18 protein-coding genes are annotated in these 19,278 nt (G+C 51.2%); 13 read left to right on the top strand and 5 right to left on the bottom strand.

Annotated elements, in window-relative coordinates; all coding sequences use genetic code 11:
* Positions 1 to 34 precede the first annotated feature (34 nt).
* From proS to BN348_RS09915, 4 genes are all read left to right on the top strand, one after another.
* The gene (proS, locus tag BN348_RS09930; protein ID WP_040197787.1) at positions 35 to 1,471 is read left to right on the top strand and encodes a proline--tRNA ligase; all 1,437 of its coding nucleotides are present in this window, start codon (positions 35 to 37) and stop codon (positions 1,469 to 1,471) included.
* 273 nt (positions 1,472 to 1,744) lie between these two features.
* The gene (locus BN348_RS09925) at positions 1,745 to 2,992 is read left to right on the top strand and encodes an RICIN domain-containing protein (RefSeq protein ID WP_040197785.1); all 1,248 of its coding nucleotides are present in this window, start codon (positions 1,745 to 1,747) and stop codon (positions 2,990 to 2,992) included.
* Between the two features lie 15 nt (positions 2,993 to 3,007).
* The gene (locus BN348_RS13290; protein WP_052446873.1) at positions 3,008 to 3,343 is read left to right on the top strand and encodes a hypothetical protein; all 336 of its coding nucleotides are present in this window, start codon (positions 3,008 to 3,010) and stop codon (positions 3,341 to 3,343) included.
* A gap of 12 nt (positions 3,344 to 3,355) precedes the next feature.
* The gene (locus BN348_RS09915; protein ID WP_156136491.1) at positions 3,356 to 4,147 is read left to right on the top strand and encodes a hypothetical protein; all 792 of its coding nucleotides are present in this window, start codon (positions 3,356 to 3,358) and stop codon (positions 4,145 to 4,147) included.
* 113 nt (positions 4,148 to 4,260) lie between these two features.
* On the opposite strand, the gene BN348_RS09910 is transcribed toward BN348_RS09915, so the two are convergent.
* The 5 genes from BN348_RS09910 to BN348_RS09890 form a co-directional block, all read right to left on the bottom strand.
* Positions 4,261 to 5,079 carry a hypothetical protein gene (locus tag BN348_RS09910; RefSeq protein WP_040197781.1) on the bottom strand — a complete coding sequence of 273 codons (819 nt, stop codon included), beginning with the start codon at positions 5,077 to 5,079 and terminating at the stop codon, positions 4,261 to 4,263.
* Positions 5,080 to 5,092: 13 nt separating this feature from the next.
* Positions 5,093 to 6,346, bottom strand: a complete 1,254-nt coding sequence (locus BN348_RS09905) for a glutamate-5-semialdehyde dehydrogenase (protein WP_040197779.1) — start codon at positions 6,344 to 6,346, stop codon at positions 5,093 to 5,095.
* Between the two features lie 54 nt (positions 6,347 to 6,400).
* Positions 6,401 to 7,210, bottom strand: coding sequence for a glutamate 5-kinase (gene proB, locus BN348_RS09900; protein ID WP_040197777.1), 810 nt, complete (start codon positions 7,208 to 7,210; stop codon positions 6,401 to 6,403).
* Between the two features lie 336 nt (positions 7,211 to 7,546).
* Positions 7,547 to 8,731 (bottom strand): enoyl-ACP reductase FabV, encoded by a 1,185-nt coding sequence (fabV, locus tag BN348_RS09895; protein ID WP_040197776.1) that lies wholly within the window; start codon positions 8,729 to 8,731, stop codon positions 7,547 to 7,549.
* Positions 8,732 to 9,138: 407 nt separating this feature from the next.
* A complete protein-coding gene (locus BN348_RS09890) occupies positions 9,139 to 10,110 on the bottom strand; it encodes a 3-oxoacyl-ACP synthase III family protein (RefSeq protein ID WP_040197773.1) in 972 nt (323 codons plus the stop codon).
* Between the two features lie 753 nt (positions 10,111 to 10,863).
* On the opposite strand from BN348_RS09890, the gene BN348_RS09885 reads away from it, so the two are divergent.
* The 9 genes from BN348_RS09885 (at position 10,864) to BN348_RS09845 (ending at position 19,274) form a co-directional block, all read left to right on the top strand.
* Positions 10,864 to 12,006 (top strand): tyrosine-type recombinase/integrase, encoded by a 1,143-nt coding sequence (locus BN348_RS09885; protein WP_040197771.1) that lies wholly within the window; start codon positions 10,864 to 10,866, stop codon positions 12,004 to 12,006.
* A gap of 201 nt (positions 12,007 to 12,207) precedes the next feature.
* Positions 12,208 to 13,293 (top strand): P-loop NTPase family protein, encoded by a 1,086-nt coding sequence (locus BN348_RS09880; RefSeq protein ID WP_040197770.1) that lies wholly within the window; start codon positions 12,208 to 12,210, stop codon positions 13,291 to 13,293.
* Positions 13,290 to 14,528 carry a TadA family conjugal transfer-associated ATPase gene (locus tag BN348_RS09875; RefSeq protein ID WP_052446872.1) on the top strand — a complete coding sequence of 413 codons (1,239 nt, stop codon included), beginning with the start codon at positions 13,290 to 13,292 and terminating at the stop codon, positions 14,526 to 14,528. Before BN348_RS09880 ends, BN348_RS09875 begins: the two co-directional genes overlap by 4 nt.
* Positions 14,529 to 14,541: 13 nt before the next feature.
* Positions 14,542 to 15,387 (top strand): type II secretion system F family protein, encoded by an 846-nt coding sequence (locus tag BN348_RS09870; RefSeq protein ID WP_052446871.1) that lies wholly within the window; start codon positions 14,542 to 14,544, stop codon positions 15,385 to 15,387.
* Positions 15,388 to 15,391: 4 nt separating this feature from the next.
* The gene (locus BN348_RS09865; protein WP_040197768.1) at positions 15,392 to 16,264 is read left to right on the top strand and encodes a type II secretion system F family protein; all 873 of its coding nucleotides are present in this window, start codon (positions 15,392 to 15,394) and stop codon (positions 16,262 to 16,264) included.
* A gap of 164 nt (positions 16,265 to 16,428) precedes the next feature.
* Positions 16,429 to 16,662: a hypothetical protein gene (locus BN348_RS09860; RefSeq protein WP_156136490.1), complete on the top strand. Its 234-nt coding sequence runs from the start codon at positions 16,429 to 16,431 to the stop codon at positions 16,660 to 16,662.
* An 84-nt stretch (positions 16,663 to 16,746) separates the two neighbouring features.
* Positions 16,747 to 17,433, top strand: coding sequence for a prepilin peptidase (locus BN348_RS09855; RefSeq protein WP_040197766.1), 687 nt, complete (start codon positions 16,747 to 16,749; stop codon positions 17,431 to 17,433).
* A 27-nt stretch (positions 17,434 to 17,460) separates the two neighbouring features.
* Positions 17,461 to 18,783 carry a WG repeat-containing protein gene (locus BN348_RS09850; protein ID WP_040197765.1) on the top strand — a complete coding sequence of 441 codons (1,323 nt, stop codon included), beginning with the start codon at positions 17,461 to 17,463 and terminating at the stop codon, positions 18,781 to 18,783.
* Between the two features lie 11 nt (positions 18,784 to 18,794).
* Complete coding sequence (locus BN348_RS09845) at positions 18,795 to 19,274, top strand: hypothetical protein (RefSeq protein WP_040197764.1); 480 nt, start codon at positions 18,795 to 18,797, stop codon at positions 19,272 to 19,274.
* The last annotated feature ends 4 nt before the right edge of the window (positions 19,275 to 19,278 follow it).

Genomic DNA, 19,278 nt, shown 5'->3' with positions numbered 1-19,278 from the left:
GAAGCTGTATCAAAAGAAAGGCGGTATCAGACCAATGGCTGAACAGAAAAAGATGGTGGAAGCGATCACTTCCATGGATGAAGATTTTGCGAAATGGTATACCGATATTGTGAAAAAAGCGGACCTGATCGACTACTCGTCGGTGCGCGGATGCATGATCATCCGACCGTACGGATATGCGATCTGGGAAAACATTCAACATATTCTGGACGGCATGTTCAAAGAGACGGGACATGAAAACGTCTATATGCCCCTCTTTATTCCGGAAGGCCTTCTGCAGAAGGAGAAGGATCATGTCGAAGGCTTCGCGCCGGAGGTTGCATGGGTGACCCACGGCGGAAGCGAGAAGCTGGGAGAGCGGCTGTGCGTGCGCCCGACCTCCGAGACGCTGTTCTGTGAGCACTATGCGCACATCATCAACTCCTACCGCGACCTGCCGAAGCTGTACAACCAGTGGTGCAGCGTTGTCCGCTGGGAGAAAACCACCCGTCCGTTCCTGCGCTCCTGTGAATTTCTGTGGCAGGAAGGACACACCATGCATGAGACCAAAGAGGATGCCGAGGCCGAAACCATCCGGATGCTGAATGTCTATGCATCCTTCTGTGAAAATCAGCTGGCGATTCCGGTCGTCAAGGGCCAGAAGACCGAGAAGGAGAAGTTTGCGGGCGCCGAAGCGACCTACACCATCGAAGCGATGATGCATGACGGCAAGGCGCTGCAGAGCGGCACCTCCCACTATTTTGGCGACGGCTTCGCAAAGGCGTTCGACATCACTTTTACCGACCGTGAAAACAAGTTGCAGTACCCGCACCAGACCTCCTGGGGCATGTCCACCAGGATCATCGGTGCCATCATCATGACCCACGGCGACGACAACGGTTTGGTCCTGCCGCCGGCCATCGCGCCGATCCAGTGCATGATCATCCCGGTTGCGATGCACAAGGAAGGCGTGCTGGACAAGGCATCCGAGCTGCTCGAAAGCCTGAAGGATGTCTGCCGGGCCAGGATGGACACCTCGGACAATTCACCGGGCTGGAAGTTTGCACAGTATGAGATGAAAGGCGTCCCGCTGCGCCTGGAGATCGGGCCGAAGGACATCGAGAAGAACCAGTGTGTGCTGGTGCGCCGAGACAACCGCCAGAAGTATTTCGTGCCGCTGGATGAGCTGTCCGTCAAGATTCCGGAGCTGCTGGCGGAAATCCATGACGCGCTGTATCAGAAGGCGCTGGAAAACCGCGAGAACCGCACCTGGGCGGTCAAGGATCTCGACGAGCTGATCAGCACAGCGGGAGAGAAGAACGGCTTCATCAAAGCGATGTGGTGCGGCGAACTCGAGTGCGAGGAGAAGCTCAAGGAAGCGGCGGGCGTATCCTCCCGCTGCATGCCGTTTGAACAGGAACAGATCACCGATACCTGTGTCTGCTGCGGCAAGCCGGCGGCCAAGATGGTATATTGGGGCAAAGCATATTAATGTAAAAATAGAGATAGAAAAAGGGCTTCTGTTTTTGGACAGAAGCCCTTTTTTATCGTTGATTTACATGAATATAGCGTAATGATATTGTATAAACGACTGAGATTGAATAAATGATAAAATAAATGTTGATTTTTGCAAATATTGTGATAATATTTTGGTTAAAGAAGATCATAAATGCGGCTTTGTTTAAAAGAAGTGATTCCGATGCACCATTTGACTGGACAAACATATGTGCGGAATATATGACATCAAAGAAAGGAAGAAGCTTCTATGAAAAAGATTGTTCTATCCATCCTGTTAACCCTTTCTGTGTTGGGCAGTTCGATGTTCCCGTCATTTGCTATGGACGCAAATACCAGTGAAGCGCAGCAAGAAAGCGGTATAGGGGAGCGGGTCTCAGAATCATCCGGTCAAGTGCAGGAGGAGAGCAGTTCGCCATCCCTGCAAAGCGCAGATGCGGGAATCGGAACCCGTGCGGTGTCCGGTTATGCGGTCATAGCGGAAGGGGACTACTACATCCGCAATTACCGCAGCAATTATTATCTGGATGTATATCAAGCGTATACGGCCAATGGAACGAAGGTACAGCAATGGTGGTTCCATGGAGATCCCTGTCAGAAATGGAGAATCAAATATGTCGGATCCGGATATTACATCATCCGGCCGCTGAATGCGTTGGGCTCGGCGCTCGACGTTTCGACATCGAACGACGCGATGGGAGTCAAAATCGATATCTGGGCGGTAGGGGCGTCGAGTACGCCTGACTATGCGTTGTGGAAGTTTGTAAAAAACGCAAACGGGACATATCGGATTTTATCCAAGTGCAGCAACGACACGCGCGCTATGGTGGTGCAGGGCGGCTCCACGGACAGTGGTGCCAGTGTCATACAGTATTCCTATAACGACACGACAAACGAGATGTGGGTGCTGGAATCGGCGAAAAAGGGAACCGCAACGCTGAATGGAAGCATCCAAGAGGACGGGCTTGACCGCACCAGCTGGCTGCCCAATACGGCGGCGGCGACCCGAGACATGGGATACAGCACGATTACCTATCAAAATCCCACCGCTGCCACAGCGTTTACACAGTTGAAGAACAGCAGTATCTGGGCGGTCCGTGCACATGGGAATTCTAATGGTGTGCTTTTTTACGGCGGTAACAAAGACAGCTGGTTGGATTGTGAAATGCTCAGCACACTTCCATATTACTCCTTATATAGAAATAGAATGGTTGTATACGCAATGTGTAGAGGAGGAAGTGGTGGAAATAGTGCTTATAACATTGTCAACCTTACATATCAAAAAGGCGCAAAATGTGTCATTGGGTTTGAGTATACTATAGTATATACACACGCCAATAGATGGATATATGAGTTTTTCTATTCTAGCAAAAATGGCAAGACTGTCAAGCAAGCGTGTAATGATGCAGACTATTGGACAGGGGTGTATCTGGCATCGCATGGAAGTACGGATTTTCGGCTGGTACGGGGAAACACAGCACAGCATTTGACCGAATGATGGGGGTGTAGTAATTTGAATAAAGCGAAAAAGTGTTTTATAATTCTAATAGGATTGGCCATTGTTTTAATAATTGTTTCAATCGTCTTTTATCGGATTGATCTGCACCGGGCCGTGCAGGGAGAAAAACCGCTTTTTACGATTTCCAGTATATCATTGGATGATGGCGGATCAACGGATTATAGGGGATTGGGCTATCAGATCATCATCTGGCACCAGTTGGCGGATGAGCAGCCTGCTGACCATGCCTATACAGTTTATGAGGATGGAGTGGAAAGCTACTATTTGATCGGATTCCGCAATATACTGGATGGCCCGGCAATTCCCCTGCAGAAGACAATCAATGATTGAGGGGGAAGTAAAATGAAGAAATTAACCATTAAAAAATGGAGTATCGTTTTAGGCGTTTTGATGTTATTGTCTTTTCAAACAATCTCCGCTGAAAACACAGTGGAATATGTGGAACAGTCCGACAACATCTATGCCTTTCACGCGACGGAGGTTCCTGAAACGAAGACCGTTTCACTGGAAGGTGAAACCAAGCAAGTGTCCTATCAGTCGTCGACCAGAAATGACGACACTGAAGCGGCGCTGCATGTGTATACGGACAATGGAATCGATCAATATCTTTACAATGACGCCGGAGAAATGACAGGGTTTCTGTTGAATGAAAAGCAGGCGATCTCATCCAGAAGCGTGCTGCGGGCATCTTCTCCGGAAGAAAGAAAACAGCTCTGCGAGCAGTATCTGTCAGCTTACACGGATATTGAAAACTACCAGTATTCTGGAGAGCAGTTCATCGAAGATCAGAATCATTACAACGTACAGTATTACAGAGTGATCAACGGTTGTAAGACATCGGATGTCGCCTTTGTATTTATTAAAGAAACCGGAGAAATCACAGCCTTTGCGGTTCCGAACAAGGGGATGTTTGACGGCGTGGTCATACCTAATATAAATTTTGATTTGTATGAAGAACAGGTTCTGCAAGCCGCGTCCGAACGATATTCCGACGTGATCTCCTGTTCTGTTATGGACAAAATCTTAGAAAAAACAGTGCATGGAATCCAATTAAATGTATTTGTGGAGGTTAAATTTTCGAGAGACGGACAGGAACTCGCCCAAGGCGATATGTTTACGGTAAAAATCGATTGAGCCGTCAAATTTAAAAGTGAGAGAAGTATAAAATAGAAAAAAATAACCCGGCCTCTGACCAGTTATCATAATTGGTCAGAGGCCGGGTTGCTATTACAGTGCTTGTTTATACATTACGTGGTTTTGTTGAGATCGACGCTGATGCCGTCCTCCGAACCGCCTGCCGCTTCCACGCTTTCGGCAGCGGAAGACGTCTGACTGCTGGCAGCCTGGCCATCAGTTCCGCTCGGCGCGAGATTCCCGAGGTCCTCCTGCTTGATCTCCGACACGGAATAGATGATCAGCCCGTCGTCCGAATCCATCAGCTGGTACATCATATATTTGGCCGGCTGCGGTTCATACTTGGTGTTGTTGAGGTCCATGCCCCAGGTCGAGCCCGGCGGCACAAAACCGACCGTCAGGTTGACATACGAGCCTTCGCGCTCGATCCTTTCGACCTTCGGCACATACAGCGGCACCTTGCCCATCATCGGCAGATGATAGGATTTGGTTTCCTCATCGTAGTAGTAGGAGGTCGATTCATAGTCGGTAAAGCTTTCGTGTTTGATGCTGGCCTTCGGGCCGAACAGTTTTTTGGCCGCAATCTCGACATCCGATGCCGGAATGACGACCAAGCCGGTATCGTCGTAATTGAACTGGTTTTCGCTGTTGCCAAGCTGTGTGTCGATCAAAATCTTCCAGATGGAGGACTGTAAAATCGACTTGTTGTCAAGCTTCGCGACGTTGTCGAACGCCACTGTGTCAAACATGACGACCGGCGCGATGATCCTGGCATATTCCTGCTTCTGGTCGGACTGGTCCAGCAGCTTCTGCGTGGCCTGGATGGCGGACAGAATGATGGTCACGAGTCCCACCAGCGCCAGCGCCAGAAAGACGGCGCCCAACAGGAATGCCTTCATATTTTTACGTTTCACGTGGATATGATTCTGCATAGAAAAAATACTCCTATTCTCTGATCTGACCGTTTCCATATGCGATGTATTTGATGGTGGTGAGCTCATGCAGCCCCATTGGGCCGCGCGCGTGCAGCTTCTGTGTGGAGATGCCGATCTCCGCGCCGTAGCCGAACTCTCCGCCATCGGTAAACCGCGTGGATGCGTTGACATACACAACGGCCGCGTCGACCGACTTCGTAAAGGTCTGCATACGGCTGTAGCTTTCGGTCACAATGCATTCGCTGTGCTTCGTGCTGTACCGGTCGATGTGCTCCATGGCCTCTTCGATGCTGTCGACCACCTTGACAGACAGTTTATAATCCAGATATTCGGTTGCGTAATCCGCATCGGTCGCGGCCTTGATATCGCCGCCGAGGATCGCGCGGGTTCTTTCGCAGCCGATCAGCTCGACCGGGTAGCGCTCCAGCCTTTCCTTGATCATCGGCAGCACCGCGTCGGCGATCTTCTGATGAACCAGGATGCCTTCAATGGCGTTGCAGACCGATACGCGGTGGGTCTTGGCGTTTTCCACGATGTTGACCGCCATATCAAGATCGGCATACTCGTCGATATAGACATGGCAGTTGCCGGCGCCTGTCTGGATGACCGGGACCGTCGCGTTCTGCACAACGCTGCCTATCAGTCCAGCGCCGCCGCGCGGAATCAACACGTCCAGATAGTCGTTTGCCTTCATCATCTGGGCGGCAATCTCGCGGGAGGTGTCCTCGACAAGCAGGATGGCGTCTTCAGGAAGCCGCTGTGCTTTCAGCGCGCCGCGCATGATGTCAGTAAGGATTTTGTTGGACTGAAAGGCCTCCTTGCCGCCGCGCAGCAGCACGCAGTTGCCGGATTTTAAGCAGAGCGTCGCCGTGTCGACCGTGACATTCGGACGCGACTCATAGATCACGCCGACCACGCCGAGCGGAACGCGGGTCTTCATAAGCTGCAGCCCGTTCGGGCGGGTGAAGCCCTCGTCGATGATGCCGACCGGATCGTCGAGATCCACCAGCTTTTTGACCGCATCCGAAATGCCCTGGATGCGGTTTTCATTGAGTGTCAGCCGTTCAATCATGGCGCTGCTCAGGGAATGCTCCTGCGCGCGGGCAATATCCAGCGCGTTGGCCTCCAGAATGCGCGCCTGATTCTCAGTCAGCGCGTCGGCGATGGCAAGCAGAGCTGCATTCTTTTGTGTGGTAGGCAGCACCGAAATCGTTTTAGATGCTTTTTTAATGCGTTTTCCAAGTTCGTCGATGTAATTTCCCATGTAAAAATCCCTCCTGTCCGTTTTGTCGGTTCTATCGTGTGTGCAGTATTTTTCTTATTTTTTTGGTTTCACCTTGACCGGATTTGCCGGAAAGTGTGTGCCGAGCTTCTCGCCGTCAAACAGCTTATACAGGTTGTATGGCTTGAGCCCATTGATGATCGCCACATCGATGTGATGCTTGGTTGCGTACTTCGCCGCCTGCACCTTGGTGATCATGCCGCCGGTGCCGCGGGTGCTTCCGACGCCGCCGGCCAGCTTCGCGATATTCTCATCGATGACCGGAACCGTCTCGATCAGCGTGGCGTCCGGGTCCTTGCGCGGGTCCCCGTCATACAGCCCGTCGATGTCGCTCAGGATGACCAGGACATCGGCCTTGCAAAGCACCGCGACCAGTGCGGACAGCGTGTCGTTATCGCCGAACTTGAGCTCCGCGATCGAAACGGTGTCGTTCTCATTGACGACCGGGATGGCGTTGTAGCCCAGCAGGCTTTCCATCGTGTTGATGACGCGGCGCTTTTTGTTCTCATCCGCGACGATATCCTTGGTGAGCAGCAGCTGTGCGACGGTGTGGTTGTATTCGCTGAACATCTTGTCGTACAGGTACATCAGCTCGCACTGTCCAACCGCGGCGCAGGCCTGTTTGGACGGGATATCCTGCGGCTTCTCCTTGAGGCCGAGCCGGCCGACGCCGACGCCGATTGCGCCGGAGGAGACGAGGATGACCTCCCGGCCGGAATTTTTCAGGTCCGCGAGTACTTTGACAAGCTTTTCGATGCGGCGGATGTTGAACAGGCCGGATTCATGGGTCAGCGCGGAGGTGCCGACCTTGATGACGATACGCTTTGCCTCACTGAAACAAGACAAATCAAACACTTCCCTAGTTTATAAATTTATACATTGACCATTATATCACAGATTGTCAACCGGGAATACCGGATCGCCTTAAATTTATGTGAAAAAGATGTTTTTATGCTGAATGATGCGGACAGGTCATCATCTGCAAATTCAGGCTGCAGACATCCGGCGAGGGTGCCGGCAGCACCGGGAAGCATACCGTACGGACAGCGCCCGGTGCGGTAAAGCTTCTTCATGCCCGATGAACCAGTCCCATAATATAAAGGTAAGGGCATCCGCAAACTGCGGATGCCCTTACCTTTATATTATGTTGGTGAGAAAACGCGCATGGATTCGTATCGTTGCTTATTGCAGGCTTGGAATTGGGGCGTCGATATCGATATCCTGCTGATAATCGATACCTGGAATCTGGAATCCGAACATCTGGTAGAAGTCTTCCCAGTAGCCCTCCAGATCTGCGAGGCTTTCTAGGCTGCCGTCGTCGATGCGGTTCCAGACCTCTGTGACCTTTTCCTGCACCTCAGGCCGCATCTCCCAATCGTCCATGCGGATGAGCCCGTCCTCATCCAAAACCGGATGGGAACCGAACAGCTTTTCTGCGTACAGCCGGTGAATCTGCTCGATACAGCCCTCGTGGCTTCCCAGATCCTTCATGATGCGGTAGAGGATCGAGATATACAGCGGCACAACCGGGATGGCCGCGCTGGACTGGGTGACCAGCGCCTTGTTGACCGAGATATAGCCTTTGACGCCGAGGTCGGCAAATTCCTTTGTGATTTTGCCCGCGGTCTCGTGCAGATGCCGTTTTGCCATGCCGATCGAACCGTCGCGGTAAATCGGATGCGTCAGGGAAGGGCCGATGTAGGAATAGGCGATAGTGACGGCATCCTGTTCGAGCACATCCGCATCGCGCAGCGCCTGCATCCAGTCAAACCAGTCCTCGCCGCCCATGACCTTGACGGTGTTCTGGATTTCCTCTTCGGAAGCGGGTTCAATGGTGATCTCGGAAACCTTTTTGCTTTTAAGGTCGATGGTTTTGTTGGCGTAGGGTTCTCCGGTCGTCTTGAGAACGGAGGTATAGGTCCTGCCGTCCGCCGTGGTCCGGCGCGGGGAAGCAAGGCTGTACACCACCATATCCACCTTGCCGAGATCCTGCTTGATCAGCTCGATGGTCTGCCGTTTGACCGGGTCGGAGAACGCATCTCCGTTGACCGTCTTTGCATAGCAGCCGTCGGCCGCCGCGAATTCTTCAAAGGCCGCGGTATTGTACCAGCCGGCGGAAGCGGTGCGATTGCCCGATGCCGGCTTATCGAAGATCACCCCGATGGTTGCGGCGCCGCATCCGAAGGTGGACGAGATACGGGAGGCAAGCCCGTATCCGGTCGAAGCGCCGATGACCAGCACCTTTTTAGGGCCGTCGATCCTGGGTCCGTTCTTGACAGTCTCAATCTGTCTCCTGACATTCTCTTTGCATCCTGCCCAATGTGCGGTCGTACAGATGAAGCCGCGCACTTTCGGTTCCACTATCATGTTATTTCTTCCTTTCTGTTGTTCCGGCGCATTCAAAGAACGCCGCTTTCCTGTATCCTGATCCCGCAGCGTAAACGGAATCTATCAAAAAGGCACCCATAGTGATTTCTATGGGCGCTTTTGTTTTTCAATGAACCAGAACCTATTGTATAGCAATTTTCCCGGATTGTCAAATCGTTCCCGGTCAAATTGCGGCAAATGCGGGTGGATGCCCCCATATTTCTATGGCCGCGAATCCCTGCGGAGCAGGGCGACGGCCTCACAGACGATCTCCTGTATCAATCCATATGCGCGGATCATGATAACGGCCTTTTAGCAGCGATGCAAATACCCTTCCTGAGAGAAACCCAAGAAGCAGAATGTGGGTACTGCTTGTCTTCCCGCGATGAAATATCACCGGTCCCCAATTACCATTCCAGCAGCATAGCGCCGGAGGAAAGCCCGCCGCCAAAAGCGATCAGCATGATCAGGTCGCCGCGCTTCAGTTTACCTTCTGTGGCCGCCAGATCCAACGCAATCGGAATGGAGGCACAGGAGGTGTTGGCAACCTTGTCAATATCCACATAAAATTTATCCATATCGATCCCCATCTTTTTGGCGGCTGAATACAGGATCCGGATGTTGGCCTGATGCGGAAAGATCAGCTGGATATCCTCGAGCTTGACACCGGCCTTCTGTGTGACGATTTCAACCGCATCGTGAAATGCGTGGATGGCGAAGCGCATGACGCCGCTGCCGTGCATCGAGACCTTGGTGTCCGCGCCTTGGACCGCGTGATCGGAGAAGGGCGTCGGATCGATTTTATTGGCGCAGTACAGCATGTTGTCCTGATCAATGATGCAGTCGAGATGGGAGGACAATATGCCGCGGCGGTCATCCTTTGTCAGAATGGCCGCGCCCGCGCCGTCGCCGAACAGCACACAGGTGGACCGGTCGGACCAGTCGATGATCTGGCTGTTGGTATCCGAGCCGACAATCAGCGCGTTGCGGTAGCCGCAAGTCTGCATCATGCTCGAAGCGATTGCGATGGCATAGATAAAGCTGGAGCAGTTGACGTTGATGTCAAAGGTGGCCGCCGATTCTATCTGAAGCGCCTTTTTGATGTTGGCCGAGACCATCGGACAGCAGACATCCGGCGAAACGGTCGCGCAGATCACCAGATCGATTTCATCGGGGGAGAGCCCGCTTCGTTCAAGCGCCTGCGCCGCGGCCTTCGCACCCATGGTCGAGGTGGTTTCGCCAACCGCGATATGCCTCGTTTTGATGCCGGTGCGTGTGGTGATCCATTCATCGCTGGTGTCCAAAAAGGTTGCGAGGTCGTCGTTGGTGACGATCTTTTCCGGCAGGAAGCAGCCGGTTGACAGTATACTGATACCCATATTACAGATCCTTTCTATTGTAATGTTCCGCTGTAAAAAGCGAAAGCCTTTTGTTTTTATTCTGTCAGTAATGTGGCACATTTTTCTTCTTATTATACCATACGAGAGGATCTGAGTCGAATATTTCCTGCGGATTTTTGTCTGATAGACCATTCAAGTTTCGATGAAGTATCCGCTGTCGGTGTAAAGGATATTTTGGAATGTTGGATATTGGATTGCAACACCGTGCAGTCATCGTTTAGAGCTTATATACATTCTGTAAGTCCATGTTTTCATTTAGAGCATTTGTATATCATGCAGAGTATAAAATTTCAGAGATCATATGAAAAATAGATATGGTTTTATGAAATGCATATACCCATATTATGGTTTATAATGTAGATATATCTGTAAAAATTTCAATCATATCATTTGTAATATTGATGGATTATGGAAATTCTTATTGATCTTTTGATAATTGTAGTAACGATACAGTATTTTCGTGACAATAGACAAAGCCAGCTATTCTTGTTGAGAAGAGCTGGCTTTATTCGCAGAATAGATTCTTCTATGAATGCCCATATCCATTGCAATTTATTATATTGTATCATATTAACATTAAATACGTCAATATTTTTTACAGGATTTTATGAAATTTATGAATTTGATTTAATAATAATGTTATGTATGGATCGTTCGCAAAAAACTTAGCCTGCCGTTTAAATTATTACGGGTCAAATAATGGGTAAAATTTTTGAATTAGGAGGTAGAAATATGCCCAGACGCGGAGAGAACATTCGGAAAAGAAAGGACAACCGATGGGAAGGACGATATATAAAAGGCTACGCTGAGGATGGGAAAGCGAAATATGCATCGGTTTATGGCAAAACGTATTTTGAAGTCAAAGAAAAGCTCAACAATGCCAAGGAGCAGCTGCGCAGGGGAATGCCAGCAGCAATGGAGCAGAATGTAACATTTAGGGCCGTGCTTTTCTTATGGCTTCAAAATAACCGAATTAGGCTGAAGGATCAGACCTATGCGAAGTATCTTGATCTGATTAAAAACCATCTTGTGCCAGAGATCGGAAATGTTCAAGTGAAAAGGCTTGATGCGACAGCAATCAACCAGTTTTTAAATATGAAAAAAGATGGGGGGCGGCTCGACGGAAAAGGCGGTCTGTCGGCAAGCTATATTCAAACGCTCTCTTTTATCATGCAGGCCGCAATGGAATATGCGGCGAAGGAAAATCTTTGCAGGCCTCTTTCCGGTGAGATTCAGCGGCCGGCCAAGAGGGTGAAGGAGCTTGAAATTATGACAGTGGCGGAACAGTTGATTTTGGAACAGCATATGCTCTGTGACTGCAATGAAAAAAAGCTGGGTGTGCTGTTGTCCCTGTACACTGGTCTGCGGTTGGGAGAGGTCTGCGGTCTGATGTGGCAGGATATTGATTTTGAAAATCGTTCCATCCATATACGTCATTCTGTGGAACGGGTTGCAAATCTGTATGCTGAGAATGGGAAAACCAAAACAAAGCTTATTTTAGGAGATGTGAAAACCGTATCCTCGAACCGTATTATACCGATTCCTTCTTTTTTTATGCCGCTTTTGCAGTCGTTCAGTTTAAAGCGCAGCGGCAGGTTTGTTCTCCCGGGAAAATCTTATGAGTATATGGATCCGCGGTCCTATCAGTATCAGTTTAAACGGTACCTGAAGGGATGCCGTCTGCGCAGTATCAATTTCCACGCTCTCAGGCATACCTTTGCAACAAGATGCATCGAAACCGGAATGGATATCAAATCACTGAGTGAAATCCTGGGGCATTCGAGTGTAAACATTACACTGAGCACCTATGTGCATTCTTCACTTGAGTTAAAACGGGCACAGCTCGACCGTATGTATCCGATTCATGGTCAATAATGTGGTCTGTATTTCGATAAAATCACCCTATTGCTTGAAAAGAGATTTCAATTCATAGAAGAATCTATTCTACGAAAATGAAAATAATGGAAAAATAATTGCAGGAGTCGAAGTTTTCTCGAAACCCATACAAAGGCTCTTCCATAATGATGGACAAGAAAACGATCCATATTTTTGCTCAATTGCATGAGGGGGATTGACATGAAGATCAGGCTGGCGATACTGGATACGGACAACAGCTGTCTCGACAGGATCACCGCAGCGTTTACGGCGAGATTTGCGGATAGACTGGAGGTCTGCTCCTTTACCAATGAAGAGACAGTTTTAAACCATCTGAACACCTCGAGAATCGATGTGCTTTTGGCCGGCGAGGAGTTTGAGATCGACAGGAAACGGATTCCCGCGCGCTGCAGCTTCGCTTACTTTGTAGAAAGCGCCGATGTGAAGCTTATCAGGGGTGAGAAAGCCATCTCAAAATTTCAGCGGGCGGATCTGCTGTATAAAGAGATACTGAACCTGTATGCGGAGAACACCAGTACCTCTGTCAATTTCAGCCTGAGTGATTCCTCATCGGAGATGGTTGCGTTTGCTTCCGCCGGCGGCGGAGCCGGCAGTTCTACAGCTGCGGCCGCGTTCGCGGGCTATGCGTCCCGGCAGGGACGCAAGACCCTGTATTTGAATCTGGAGCAGTTCGGGTGTTCGGATACCTTCTTTACCGCGGAAGGACAGTTCGATTTCAGCGATGTCCTGTACGCGCTGGAAAGCAGAAAAACCAACCTGTCCTTGAAGCTCGAAGGCGCGGTAAAGCAGGATGCCGGCGGCGTATACTTTTACAGCAGCCCGAAGAATGCCCTCGATATAACCGAACTCACAAAGGAGGATCTGCTCAGGCTCCTGCAGGAGCTCAGCCTGGCCGGGTCATATGACCTGATTGTACTGGATATCGACTTCCGGCTCAACGCAAAGACGCTCGGCACGCTGCAAAGCGCCGATAAGATCGTCTTTGTGTGCGATGGTACAGACATCTCCAACGCGAAGCTTCAGCGGGCCTATGCCGCGATGCAGACGCTGGAGGAACAGCGGGATATCTCTATTATGGGCAGGGCCTATGTGTTGTATAACAAGTTCAGCAATAAAAACGGCAGGGTTTTGGAGAATGTGGAGATGAAGCGGCTTGGCGGTGTTCCGAAATTTGAGCATGCCAACACCCGGGAAGTCATGCGGCAGCTGATGTCCATGCAGGTTTTCCAAGGCCTGCTGGAGGGCCGCCGAGGTGAGAGAACATGACCTTTGAACGGGAACAGGCCGTTGTGTCCGATATCAGAAAATTTGTGACCGACCATTTTCCTCTTACGCAGCTGTCAGATGAAGAACTCGAAGAACGGATTGAAAAGATCACCCAGGAGCATCTGAACGGGGAGTACTGCTCGATTCAGCAGAGGGTTTCCATTGTAGAGCAGGTATACGGCTCCATCCGCGGTTTTGGGCTGCTGGACAGCATTATCAATGACGACAGCATCACCGAGGTGATGATAAACGGTCCGCAGAACATCTTCATTGAACAGAACGGCCGTCTGTTCAGGCTGAACAAGCAGTTTGAGAACCAGCGGAGGCTGGAGGACATCATCCAGCGGATTGTCGGCCTTGCGGGCCGTGAGGTGAACCAGGCGAATCCAATCTGTGATACGAGGCTTCCGGACGGCTCCCGTGTCAACGTGGTGCTGCCGCCGATTGCACTGTGCGGTCCCACGCTCACCATCCGGAAGTTCTCTAAAACGCCGATGACGATGGAAAAGCTTATCGAATACGGTTCCCTGACACAGGAGATTGCGGACAAGCTGAGGAAGCTTGTCCAGGCGAAGTACAACATCTTTATCAGTGGCGGTACGGGCTCCGGAAAGACCACCTTTCTGAACGCGCTCTCCAATTATATTCCAAAGGATGAACGCGTCATCACCATTGAGGATTCTGCGGAGCTGCAGATTACCGGGATTGAGAATCTCGTAAGTCTCGAAACGCGCAACGCAAATGCCTCCGGCGCCGGTCAGATCACCATCCGTGACCTGATCAAATCGTCGCTGCGCATGCGTCCGGAGAGGATCGTTGTCGGAGAGGTGCGCGGCGGCGAAGCGCTCGATATGCTGCAGGCCATGAATACCGGCCATGACGGCTCCCTTTCGACCGGCCATGCAAACTCGACGCAGGATATGCTCAGCCGCCTTGAAACAATGGTGCTGCAGGGCGCGGCGGGGCTGCCGCTGGACGCGATCCGGCAGCAGATCGCGTCGGCGCTCGACATCATCGTCCATCTGTCAAGGCTTCGAGATAAATCCAGGAAGACGATGGAAATCACCGAGGTGGTCGGCTATGAGCAGGGCAGGATTGCGCTGAATCCCCTGTATGTGTTTGAGGAGGATGCGAACAGCACGCTGGAGAAGGTTTCCGGCTCGCTGAACCGCACAGAGAACAAAATGATCAACACCTTCAAGCTGCAGCTTGCCGGCGTTCATGAAGAGATATAGGAGGGACATGCCGATGAAAAAAAAGAAGCTGGCGGAACAGCCGACCATCAATTCCCCGCTGCACAATCCCATGCTGAATTACAGCGTCTATGTGATGAGCAGGGCGGAGGGGATCCTCGTGAGACTGGCAGCCTTTGTGGTCGGGGGACTGACGGGACTGGTGTTTTACGGCGGACTGTTCAAGATAGATGGATTTTCTACATGGGCAACACATATTTCCAACATGCTGTTTTTTGCCGCGGCCGGGCTGCTTGCCATGAAGCTGGTTCTGCCGATTTATAAAAAACGGCGCCTTGAAAAGCGAAGCAGCCAGCTGAAGACACAGTTCCGCGATATGCTCAAATCGCTGGTGGCGTCCTTTTCATCGGGCAGCAATGTGCGCAGCGCCTTTGAAGCGGCGCTCGGTGATTTGAAGATGCAGTACAGCGACAAGGATTTTATCGTCAGGGAGATGCAGGAGATTGTCGATGGAATCGATCAAAACATCAGTGTGGAAATCATGCTGAGAAATTTCGGGGACCGCAGCGGAAACGAGGATATTCTGAGCTTTGCCGACGTGTTTGAAATCTGCTACCGGAAAGGCGGCGACATGCGGTTTATTATCCACCGGACCTACAGCGTTATCAGTGAGAAGATCGCGGTTTCCGATGAAATTGAAACCAAGCTGACCTCCAACAAGATGCAGCACAACGTCATGAGTGTGATGCCAATCGCCGTCGTGGCGCTGCTGCGCCTGACCAATGAATCGTTTGCGGCCAATTTCGCCACGCCGACAGGCGTCATTGTCAACACCATAGCGATCGGCGTGTTTATCGGCGCGTACAAGTTCGGTCTGAAAATTGTGGATATAAAGGGATGAGACGATGCTGCTGAATTTTATACTGCTTGTGCTGGCGACCATAGCGACGGCGCTGTTTCTGATCGGCATGGTCAGGGGGCGCAAGTATGCTTATCTGGTTGAGAACCTGGATTCATCCGAGTATATCATGAAGAATCTGTATGTGGTTGGATATGGGCTCAACGATTTCAAACTGTTCAAGCTGCGAGGGAAGCTTGGGAAGGACCTGCGCATGCAGGCCAGGCTGATCTGGGACAATGTCTATGATGAATACTACGCGCTTCTGGCATGGGTGCAGTTTCTGACCCTTTCGCTGCTGTTCGCCGCCATTGGGCTGATCTTCGCGGGGATGCTCGAAACGGGTGCCGCTGTGTTTGTTCTGTGTATCGTGCTGCTGGCAGTGCTGGCGGTGTGGAATCTCTCCATCTCTAAAATGAAGGAGAAGCTGCAGAAGCGAAGGGAGGCCTGCGTTCTGGAATTTCCCAATATGGTCTCGAAGCTGTCGCTTCTGATCAACTCCGGCATGGTCCTGCGCGAAGCCTGGTACGTCGTTGCGAAGGGCAAGGAGGGGGAGTTGTACGACCTGATGCAGAAGGCCTGTGCCTGTATGGAGAACGGAGAATCCGATATTTCCGCCATTCACCAGTTTGGCGTGCTTTCAGATTCCCCGGAGATCAAGAAGTTTACAAGCGCCATGATTCAGGGTATGGAGAAGGGAAACAGCGAGCTTGCCGATTTTCTGATCGCGCAGGCCACGGAGCTTTGGTCGCACAAGCGCCAGCTTGCGCTTCAAAAAGGAGAGATTGCCGCGGGAAAGCTGATCATCCCGCTGGGGCTGATGTTTGGCGGCATTATCATGATTGTCGTTGCGGCGGCCATGCAGAGCATGACCTTCTGAGCGGTATGTCCATACGTGCAGGCGGATGAGAAACGAATACCGGTATAGCAGACGACGGCGAAAGGCTTTCCGATTGCGGGCAAACAGAAAAGAAAAGTGTTCCACTTTGCTGAGATGGATTTATGCGCGCCAGCGTGTAGATAGAGAAAGAAGGAGGAAGGGAGGTGAATGCTTTGCGTATCATGAGCAAACTCAATTTGCTGAAGATCCGGGCAGCACAGGGATGGAATACCTTTTTAACCGATGAGGAGGGCGACACAAACTTCATTTCCATTCTTGTCATTCTGGGCATCGCTTTGGCTTTGGCGGCGGTTTTCCTGGTGTTTAAGGATCAGATTCTGACCTGGGTGGATGAAAACATCGGCGATTTCTTTAACCAGAAAGGCGGCAGGTCCTAAGATTTACGCAGAAAATTGGATGCAGGGGATTCCGGCGGAATCTCCTGCCATTCGCACTGATTTGAACGGGAAGGAGAGGACGGCTTGTTTTCAATCATCCAATCACTTTGCTGGGGCATACTGTCCGCCGGCATTCTGATTCTAGCAGCGCTGTACACAAATAAACGGGCGGTACGCACCGTTTCAGGGGATGGATGGGAAAGTGTTCAAAGCTTCAAGTCCTACCGGATGAACCGGTATTCCGGCTCCATACTGCTGCTCATAACCGCCGTGTCCGCGGCCTGCGGCTATCTGGTTTCGGTTTATGCGGTGTCCATTGCCGCATGCATCGAGTTGGGCGTCTGCTATCTGGCCGTGCTGGGTTCGGCTGTCATCGACTTCAAGCTGCGCATCATTCCCAATTATATTCCGCTGAGTCTGCTTGCCGCAAGACTGCTTTTGTTTGTGTATGAGCTGCTTTGCGTGGATGAAGCTTTAAGCGCCATGCTCAGTTCCCTTCTGGGGTGCTTTTTATGCGGCGTCGTACTGGTCATTGCGGACAAGATATCCAAGGGCGGCATTGGAAAAGGGGACATCAAGCTGATCTGCTCAATCGGCTTTGTCTGCGGCATCTATGCCGTGCTGACGTCGCTTCTGCTGTCCATGCTGTCCTGCATCCTTGTGGCGGTTATCCTGCTGCTTGCAAAGAAGAAAACAGCGAAGGATCTGCTTCCCTTCGGCCCGTTTATCTATCTGGGATTTACAGGGATGCTCCTTCTGACATTATATTGACGGCATTGATGGAATGGTGGGGATCAAATGAAGATTTCAAGAGTGATTGTCCCGGTTTTGCTGGCTGCCGCGCTTGCCCTGTCGTGGACGGTCTATATGGGGAATGCGTTCCGGACGTGGGCGGTATACGGCGACCATATTGAAATGGCGCGGGAAAGCCTGGAGAACGGGCTGTATGAGCAGGCGATTGAGCATTACAAAAGCGCGCTGACGCAGAACAAAAGCCAGTCGGTTTATCTGAAAATCAAAGAGGCATACGACCTGTTTTACGCGGAAGAGGAATCGTCTTTTGTGCGCGGCAGTTACCTGACCGATATGGAAGCCGCAGCCGCGGATTATCCGGCCTGCGCCGATTTTTGGGTGGCACAGGCACACCTTTATCTGGATGCATCGGATTATACCAAGGCCTACAGCACGGTGCGCAGAGCGAAGCAGTACGGCGCCGGCGGGGAGGAGCTCAACGGCATCTATCAGCAGCTGCTGTACATGACGAAGCTCGATTTCAAGCTTTATTATGACTTCAGGACGGCGTTGAATGGATATCTGGCCGTTTCTGACGGGGATCAATGGAAGGTTCTCAACGCCCGCGGGGAGAGCCTGACGGGCGGCTACAAGCTGATCGGTTTGATCAACGACGACGGAAAGGGTATCTTTGTCAACGAGATCGACACAAGACTTCTGGATGCTGAACAGGTGACGCGGGCAAGGTTTGACTTTGACATCGAGGACGCGGGGTATTTCACCGAATCCTCCGGATATATCCCGGTCAAAATTGACGGAAAATGGAAATATACAAATCTGGATGGAGAATTTCTGCCCGGCGCATATGAATCGGCCGGCAGTTTTTATAACCATAAAGCGGCAGTCAGGAAAGACGGCCGGTGGTATTTGATCGATGAACAGGGCAAAAAGGCGTCGGACGACACCTATGAGGATATCAAGCTGGATCTGTACGGATGCTATCTGCAAAGCGGCGTGATCATCGCAAAGGAGAATGGAAGGTATCGTCTTTATGACGAGAACTTCAAACAAAAGGGTGATTTCTCCTGCGATGACATTGACATCTGCATCGGCGGCGGTCCGATTGCGTTCAGGCAGGGTGAAAAATGGGGGTACGCGGATCTGGACGGGAATATTGTGGCGCAGCCTGCCTTCGCATCCGCCAAAAGCTTTTCCAATGGCTTTGCCGCGGTGCAGAGTGAACAGGGACTCTGGGGCTTCGTGGACGATACCTTTACACTTGTGATCGACTATGCCTATCTGGATGCCCACTATTTCAGCGGCGAAGAAACCTGTATGGTGAGCACGACGAAAAACGCCTATCAGATCCTTCATTTTATGTTCGAGTGAGGTGAAGCGGAATGACCGAAAGGATGCAGCTGATCTTTTCGTTAAGCTGCTCATTATTTCTCTTTTTGTATTTTATGATCCAAGGGAAATTATTGAAACGCAGCCGGAAGGCGCGGCTGATTGCAAGGGCAAGACAATCGGGCCGTATTGCGTATGGGATTTGTCAAAGCGCGCTGCTCCGTGCTGATCATACAGCCGCCAATGCTTGCGGGGATCGGTCCAGTCGGTGTAAAGCCACCTACCTCTATGAGGTAAATGGACAACAGTACCGAAAAAAGCTGGTGTTTCGTTCCCCACATGCTGAGAGACTTCGCTGTCCCGAGAAGATCACACTTTACTATGCGAAAGGCAATCCTGCAGAGGCATACAGCAAAGAAGAAGCGGAAAGACTGAAGCCGGTTCAGGCGGAATGCTGCAGGGCCGCGGCGTTTTGCGCCATCATGGCCATTCTGGTGTACCGCATGCTGAAGCTGGTTCTGATTGTTAGGTGATATG

The sequence above is a fragment of the Candidatus Soleaferrea massiliensis AP7 genome (assembly GCF_000820765.1).
Classification (GTDB): Bacteria; Bacillota; Clostridia; order Oscillospirales; family Ruminococcaceae; genus Soleaferrea; species Soleaferrea massiliensis.
The sequence above is the reverse complement of the archived record's forward strand: the minus strand, read 5'-3'. Positions and strand labels throughout refer to the sequence as shown.

What these genes read in the sequence shown, in the direction of transcription:
- BN348_RS09905 (WP_040197779.1), bottom strand. Translation starts at nt 6,346, where the DNA reads ATGGGAAATTACATCGACGAACTTGGAAAACGCATTAAAAAAGCATCT.
- BN348_RS09850 (WP_040197765.1), top strand. Translation starts at nt 17,461, where the DNA reads ATGAAGATTTCAAGAGTGATTGTCCCGGTTTTGCTGGCTGCCGCGCTT.
- BN348_RS09910 (WP_040197781.1), bottom strand. Translation starts at nt 5,079, where the DNA reads ATGCAGAATCATATCCACGTGAAACGTAAAAATATGAAGGCATTCCTG.
- BN348_RS09865 (WP_040197768.1), top strand. Translation starts at nt 15,392, where the DNA reads ATGCTGCTGAATTTTATACTGCTTGTGCTGGCGACCATAGCGACGGCG.
- BN348_RS09870 (WP_052446871.1), top strand. Translation starts at nt 14,542, where the DNA reads ATGAAAAAAAAGAAGCTGGCGGAACAGCCGACCATCAATTCCCCGCTG.
- BN348_RS09880 (WP_040197770.1), top strand. Translation starts at nt 12,208, where the DNA reads ATGAAGATCAGGCTGGCGATACTGGATACGGACAACAGCTGTCTCGAC.
- fabV (WP_040197776.1), bottom strand. Translation starts at nt 8,731, where the DNA reads ATGATAGTGGAACCGAAAGTGCGCGGCTTCATCTGTACGACCGCACAT.
- BN348_RS09885 (WP_040197771.1), top strand. Translation starts at nt 10,864, where the DNA reads ATGCCCAGACGCGGAGAGAACATTCGGAAAAGAAAGGACAACCGATGG.
- proS (WP_040197787.1), top strand. Translation starts at nt 35, where the DNA reads ATGGCTGAACAGAAAAAGATGGTGGAAGCGATCACTTCCATGGATGAA.
- BN348_RS09845 (WP_040197764.1), top strand. Translation starts at nt 18,795, where the DNA reads ATGACCGAAAGGATGCAGCTGATCTTTTCGTTAAGCTGCTCATTATTT.
- BN348_RS09915 (WP_156136491.1), top strand. Translation starts at nt 3,356, where the DNA reads ATGAAGAAATTAACCATTAAAAAATGGAGTATCGTTTTAGGCGTTTTG.
- BN348_RS09875 (WP_052446872.1), top strand. Translation starts at nt 13,290, where the DNA reads ATGACCTTTGAACGGGAACAGGCCGTTGTGTCCGATATCAGAAAATTT.
- BN348_RS09925 (WP_040197785.1), top strand. Translation starts at nt 1,745, where the DNA reads ATGAAAAAGATTGTTCTATCCATCCTGTTAACCCTTTCTGTGTTGGGC.
- BN348_RS09890 (WP_040197773.1), bottom strand. Translation starts at nt 10,110, where the DNA reads ATGGGTATCAGTATACTGTCAACCGGCTGCTTCCTGCCGGAAAAGATC.